Origin of the sequence: Caulobacter sp. B11 (genome assembly GCF_002737765.1) — a bacterium.
Classification (GTDB): Bacteria; Pseudomonadota; Alphaproteobacteria; order Caulobacterales; family Caulobacteraceae; genus Caulobacter.
In genome coordinates this window covers 1-5,831 of record NZ_PEGG01000178.1, presented here as the reverse complement: position 1 = coordinate 5,831, position 5,831 = coordinate 1, and the positions used below count along the sequence as shown (strand labels likewise).

The 5,831-nt window shown below is 69.1% G+C and carries 5 protein-coding genes and 1 pseudogene; 4 read left to right on the top strand and 2 right to left on the bottom strand.

The window, feature by feature from the left end; genetic code table 11:
- The 4 genes and pseudogenes from CSW58_RS08295 to CSW58_RS08285 form a co-directional block, all read left to right on the top strand.
- A pseudogene (locus CSW58_RS08295) lies at positions 1–492 on the top strand (exodeoxyribonuclease III); the annotation flags it as partial.
- Between the two features lie 53 nt (positions 493–545).
- Complete coding sequence (locus tag CSW58_RS16170; protein ID WP_369825122.1) at positions 546–674, top strand: hypothetical protein; 129 nt, start codon at positions 546–548, stop codon at positions 672–674.
- Positions 668–1,351: a hypothetical protein gene (locus CSW58_RS08290; protein ID WP_369825121.1), complete on the top strand. Its 684-nt coding sequence runs from the start codon at positions 668–670 to the stop codon at positions 1,349–1,351. Before CSW58_RS16170 ends, CSW58_RS08290 begins: the two co-directional genes overlap by 7 nt.
- A gap of 62 nt (positions 1,352–1,413) precedes the next feature.
- Positions 1,414–1,752 (top strand): hypothetical protein, encoded by a 339-nt coding sequence (locus CSW58_RS08285; protein ID WP_099446977.1) that lies wholly within the window; start codon positions 1,414–1,416, stop codon positions 1,750–1,752.
- A 54-nt stretch (positions 1,753–1,806) separates the two neighbouring features.
- Here the strand turns inward: CSW58_RS08285 and ilvD are convergent, their stop codons facing one another.
- Both ilvD and CSW58_RS08275 read right to left on the bottom strand, forming a co-directional pair.
- A complete protein-coding gene (gene ilvD, locus CSW58_RS08280; RefSeq protein WP_099446976.1) occupies positions 1,807–3,537 on the bottom strand; it encodes a dihydroxy-acid dehydratase in 1,731 nt (576 codons plus the stop codon).
- A gap of 191 nt (positions 3,538–3,728) precedes the next feature.
- Entirely contained in the window at positions 3,729–4,784 is a 1,056-nt protein-coding gene (locus CSW58_RS08275; RefSeq protein ID WP_236627725.1) for a sensor histidine kinase, read from the bottom strand.
- Positions 4,785–5,831: the final 1,047 nt, after the last annotated feature.

Below are 5,831 nucleotides of genomic sequence, written 5' to 3'. Positions count from 1 at the left end.
CGCGCCGCTCCTTTCCGCATGGTCGGCATCTATTGCCCAACGGCAATCCGATCGGGACCGAGAAATTCGCCTACAAGCTGGCCTGGATGCGACGGCTCCAGGCCCACGCCCAGGGGCTGCTGGCGTTGGAAGAGCCGCTGGTCATCGCCGGCGATTACAATGTCATTCCCGAGAGCGAGGACGTGGCCAATCCGCCGCCTGGCTGGGCGACGCCCTGTTCCAGCCGGAAAGCCGCGCCGCGTTCAGGGCCCTGAAGAATCTCGGCCTGACCGACGCCTATATGCAGGTCGACGGCGCGCCGGGCGGCTATACCTTCTGGGACTATCAGGCCGGCGCCTGGCCGCGCAATCTGGGCATCCGCATCCGACCATCTGCTGCTGTCGCCCCAGGCCGCCGACCGGCTGACGGGGGTGGCGAGATCCATCGCGACGAACGCGAACAGGGAAAAAGCCCTCGGACCACGTGCCGGTGGTGGCGGAACTTTCCCTCTAGCCTCGCGTCCTGCCCCCCTGTCGCGATCACGGGACTCTCGGTAGCCTGACCGCATGAGCGAGTTCTGGCGCATCCTTTTGCTGGTCACCATCGCCGGGTCGGCCGTGACCTTCCTGGGCAGCGCGGCCATCTGGTTCAGCGACGAGGACCGGGCATCCGCCGGGCCCTGCGGCACGTGCTGAAGGGCGATCCCGAGGTGGTGATCCTGGCCAAGGGCCGGGGACGCGGCGCGGGCTTCACCTTCGCCTCGAACCTGGCCGCCGTGGCCTGGGACAGCGGCGCCTGGTGCCTGGTCTATCGCATCGACGAGTTGATGGGGGCCGAGCTGTCCGTGGACGGTCAGGTGATCGGCCGGGTGTTCCGGGGCGAGCCCCGCCGCGCCCTCGACCAGGTGGTGTCGCAGGCCAAGCAGGTGACCCTGCGGCTGATCTTCGATGATCCCCGCCATCCTGACTTCGAGCTGGACCTCTGGCTCAACGGCGACGAGCAGCACCGCGAGGCCCGCTCGCCGGCCGACGCCATCCAGGAGGCCAATCGCTGGCTGGCGAGAGCCGAGGCCATCGTTCGCCGCCCCCTGGCTCCGCGTGCGGCGCCGACGCCCGCCGCCCCGGCCGGCCCGGAACCCGAGGTGACGCGTCGCCCGCCCGCCGCAGCGCCGGCCGTCGCCAGGCCGCCCGCCACCGCCCCGCTGTTCGACGACATCGACGACGGCCCCGACGCCGACGATCCGCCGTGGGACGATGAGACCGACGGCGATGCCGACCTCGACCTCGACCGCCCCTACAAGCCGGTCTCCAAGGCCGCGCGTCCGCCGCGGGGCCCGCAGGTGGAGCTGCCGTTCGACGGGGATGAGGACTAGCGCCGGGACTTGCCTGCGATCCGCCCTGGGCTCAGGATCAGGATCAGCCCCGGAGCCCGCCCATGACGTCTCGCCTGTTCGCCCTGGTCGCGGGCCTCGCCCTGGCGGCGCCCTTGCCGGTCCTCGCCCAGACCCTGGCCCTCAAGCCCGCTGACCTCAATCTCGACGGGGTGGTCAGCAGCGAGGAGGCCGCGCTGTGGATCGCCCGGCCCCGCGATACGCCGGAGCTCGCCGTGCCGCGTCCCGCCTCCGCGGTGACGGCGGCGGCGATCCCCTCGACCGAGACGCCGGGGGCCCTGTCGATGGACCGCCGGCTGGTCCCGGCCAGCGGCTTCGAACAGTCCGTCGAGGCCCGCTTCGAGAAGGCGATCAAGGACGATCCGAAGAAGAAGCGGTACTAGCCCGCCTCCCCTTCGCATCGCTTGGACGGCCAACCCGGCCGGCGAAAACCGCCGTCAGATGTCGGCGTAGACGTGGGTCTCGGCGGCCGCGCCCGGATGGGTGGTGGCCCCCAGATAGGCCGGGCCGACCAGCTGGGCGAACTTCCAGATCGCGCCGCTGTTGTAGTTGGTCGTGCGCGGCGTCCAGTCGGCCTTGCGGCGGGCCAGCTCCTCGGGCGAAACCTCCAGGTCGATCGTCCCCTTGGTGGCGTCGATGCTGATGATGTCGCCGTCCTGGACCAGGGCGATCGGCCCGCCGGCGGCGGCCTCGGGCCCGACATGGCCGATGCACAGGCCGCGCGTCGCTCCCGAGAACCGGCCGTCGGTGATCAGGGCGATGTTCTCGACGCCCTGGCCGTAGATGGCGGCGGTGGTCGACAGCATCTCGCGCATGCCCGGCCCGCCCTTGGGGCCTTCATAGCGGATGACCAGGACGTCGCCTTCCTTGTAGTCGCGCGCCTCGACCGCGTCGAAACAGGCCTGCTCGCCGTCGAACACCCGGGCCGGGCCGCGGTGCACCTGGTGCTTGAGGCCGGCCACCTTGACGATGCCGCCCTCGGGGGCCAGCGAGCCCCAGAGCCCGACCACGCCGCCGGTCGGCGACAGGGGATCGGAGACGGGACGGATCACGTCCTGGTCGTCGCGCCAGACGACGTCGGCCAGGTTCTCGGCCAGGGTCTTGCCGGTCACGGTCATGACGTCGCCGTGCAGCAGGCCGGCGTCCAGCAGGGTGCGCAGCAGCATCGGCACGCCGCCGGCCTCGCCCATGTCCTTGGCCACATAGCGGCCGCCGGGCTTGAGGTCGGCGATATAGGGGGTGCGGGCGGCGATCTCGGCCACGTCCTTGAGGGTGAATTCGATGCCGCACTCATGGGCCATGGCCGGCAGGTGCAGGGCGCCGTTGGTCGAACCGCCGGTGGCGGCGACGACGACGGCGGCGTTCTCGAAGGCCTTGCGGGTGCAGATGTCGCGCGGCCGGATGTTCTGCTCGATCAGCCGCATCACCGCCTCGCCCGAGGCGATGGCGTACTGGTCGCGGTCGAGATAGGGCGCCGGCAGGGCCGAGGACAGCGGCAGGGCCAGGCCGATGGCTTCCGACACGCAGGCCATGGTGTTGGCGGTGAACTGGCCGCCGCAGGCCCCGTCCGACGGACAGGCGTGCTTCTCCAGCTCGCACAGGGTCTTCTCGTCCATCTTGCCGGCCGCGAAGGCCCCGACGCCCTCGAACACGTCCATGACGGTGATGTCGCGGCCCTCGAAGCGGCCCGGCAGGATGGAGCCGCCATAGAGGAAGACGCTGGGCACGTTGAGGCGCAGCATGGCCATCATCATGCCGGGCAGGCTCTTGTCGCAGCCGGCGACGCCGACCAGGGCGTCATAGCCGTGGCCGCGCATGGTCAGCTCGACCGAGTCGGCGATCACGTCGCGGCTGACCAGCGAGCTGCGCATGCCCTCATGGCCCATGGCGATGCCGTCGGTGACGGTGATGGTGCAGAATTCGCGCGGCGTGCCGCCGGCCTGCTTGACCCCGACCGAGACCGCATGGGCCTGGCGCATCAGGGCGGTGTTGCAGGGGGCCGCCTCGTTCCAGCAGGAGGCGACGCCGACGAAGGGCTGGGCGATCTCGCGGGTGCCCAGGCCCATGGCGTAATAATAGGAGCGGTGCGGCGCGCGGGCCGGGCCTTCGGTCACATGCCGGCTGGGCAGTTTGGACTTGTCCCAGCTGCCGTCGGGTTTCCTGGTCATGACGCACGCCCTTTCGAAGAGGAGGGGTGGGATTAGCTCACACCGGCCCAACGGGAAAGGCCTCAGCGTGGACTATTCACCCGTATTAGCCGCCTTCAACGTCAATTTCGTGCGCCCGTTGGGGATTTGTCCCGGTTCTAGAGGCATGTTTCAGGCAACGGGTCATCGCGACCTGGCGAGCCGCGCCGCGATCAAACCGCCGGCTGAGCGGCCAGGTGCTGAGTGGCCGTGTGAATGATCGAGACCTTGGTTCCCGGCTGGTTGTCGACCACCTCGACCTTGGCCTGCAACTGCTTGGCCAGGGCCTGGACGATGCTGGTTCCCAGCCCCGGCTTGGCCTTGGCCGGGTCGGCCGGCATGCCGACGCCGTCATCGCGCACACAGAGCACCCAGCCGGTCGGCTCGGCCCTGTAGGCGACGACGATCGCGCCCTTTCGACCCTTGGGAAAGGCATGCTTGAGCGAATTGATCGCCAGTTCGGTCACCAGCAGGCCCAGGCTGACCGAAACGCTGGCATCGACCACGCTGCCATCGATATCGGCCGTCAGGGTGACCCGGTCATGATCCTGGATCATCGAGGCCCCAAGGCTCTCGCACAGCTGGACGAAATAGGGCCGCAAGGCCACCTCGCCGATCCGCGAGGTCGACAGCTGTTGTTGCAGGGCCGCGACCGACATCACGTGACGATGGGCGTCGCGCAGTTGGTCCTTGCCGTCCTTGGACTGCACCTTCTTGGCGCTCTGCAGGATGACGCTGGCGATGATCTGCAGACTGTTGGCGACCCGGTGCTCCACCTCCTGGAGGGCGGCGGCCTTGCCGAGCAGCAACTCATCCTTGAGCTTCTCGATGCCCCGCGCGGCGGTGACGTCGATGACGGTCAGCAAGAGGCGGACCGGCGCGTCCTCAAGGCCATAGTCCAGCTTCTGGGCGTGCAGGACCAGGCGTCGATTGGCCCCGTGCTCGCCCTTGAGGTCCATCTCATAGGCGTCGATGGCCGCCGATCCCGAGGCGGTGGCGTTGAGCAGCGACCGCAGCTGCGGCACGGCCCATTCGCCGTGGCCGATATCGGTCGCCATGCGTCCGATCACCTGGGCGGCGTCCAGCTTGAAGGCGCGATAGAACGAGTCGCTGGCCGCCACGACGACGAGATTTCCGTTCAGCAGCAGCGCCGCGGCCTGCGAGGATTCAATCAGGGCGAAGGCCAGATCAGAGCCATCGAGCGGGGTGGAAAAATCGGAATCGGCCACGAAAGGCCTTTCAGGTGCGCCGAGAGGCCCGCGAAACGAAAGCCATATCGGTCGAAGCCCACGCGCGTCCGACCCGACGGTGAAACATGAACGCGGGAAGGATATCATCCCCAGTGTCTAACGTCGTTGATTCATCTCGATTCCAGCAAAGCACGCTGGCGCACGCACGGCCTTCCGGGCCAGGCGCGACCGGACGACCTCACGCCTGGGCTGCGAGGGGATGGGAAGGGTCGCGAAGCGCCCGGGCCTCGCCCGGATTGTGAGTTTGGAAGTACCGTTTCGACGAGGACGAACGCTCCGCGTGGTCGTTATCCCTCTGGCCGGGGCGCGCAGGCCTGGTTCAGCCTTTTGCCCCACCCGGGCTGTTCCCCTTCGACACCAGACCCAGCCCTGGGGCTGCAAGCCACGATGGTCCCGGGGACCCGGAGCGAACCTTCGGACGGGCGGAGACCTTGGCCAGTCCCCGATGGGCGGGTTTACGTCCCCCGCCCTCTGATCCCGCTCGACCACCCCTGACAGCCGCTACAGTCGCCGGCCGAGCGCCCTTCCCGTGCCGTCAGGTGGGATTGAGTATGGGAGCGGTTTGGGCGCGTCTGATGGGCGGGGGCGAGAAAGTTTCAGATGGTTGAATTTGTTGGGGTTTTTTTGGCTCACGCGGAGGATCGGGCGCGGCCGATACCCACTCACCGTCTTCCCGTCACAAGGGCAGGCCTCGCATTTTCCAGATCCTCCCCCTGAAGGGGGAGGTGGCCCGGAGGGCCGGAGGGGGACGTGATCCCGACGCCGGCCGACTTCCCCCTCCGTCGCTCGCGCGACACCTCCCCCTTCCGGGGGAGGATCTACCCGGCGCCCTGTGCGCGGGCGGCCCCTGGCCGCCCTCCGCCTTGGAGCGTGCGCGCTTCCAGACGGACGCTGAAGCCCTGAGCGGCGCGCTAGAGGCCCCCCTTTAGTGGCGCTGTCGCCCCGGGTCGCGCGAAGTGGCCGCCCGAGGATAAACTCCGGACTGAGGGGGGTCTCACGGCCCGGCGCCACGCTACCCCCTCCGGC

What these genes read in the sequence shown, in the direction of transcription:
- CSW58_RS16170 (WP_369825122.1), top strand. Translation starts at nt 546, where the DNA reads ATGAGCGAGTTCTGGCGCATCCTTTTGCTGGTCACCATCGCCGGGTCG.
- CSW58_RS08285 (WP_099446977.1), top strand. Translation starts at nt 1,414, where the DNA reads ATGACGTCTCGCCTGTTCGCCCTGGTCGCGGGCCTCGCCCTGGCGGCG.
- ilvD (WP_099446976.1), bottom strand. Translation starts at nt 3,537, where the DNA reads ATGACCAGGAAACCCGACGGCAGCTGGGACAAGTCCAAACTGCCCAGC.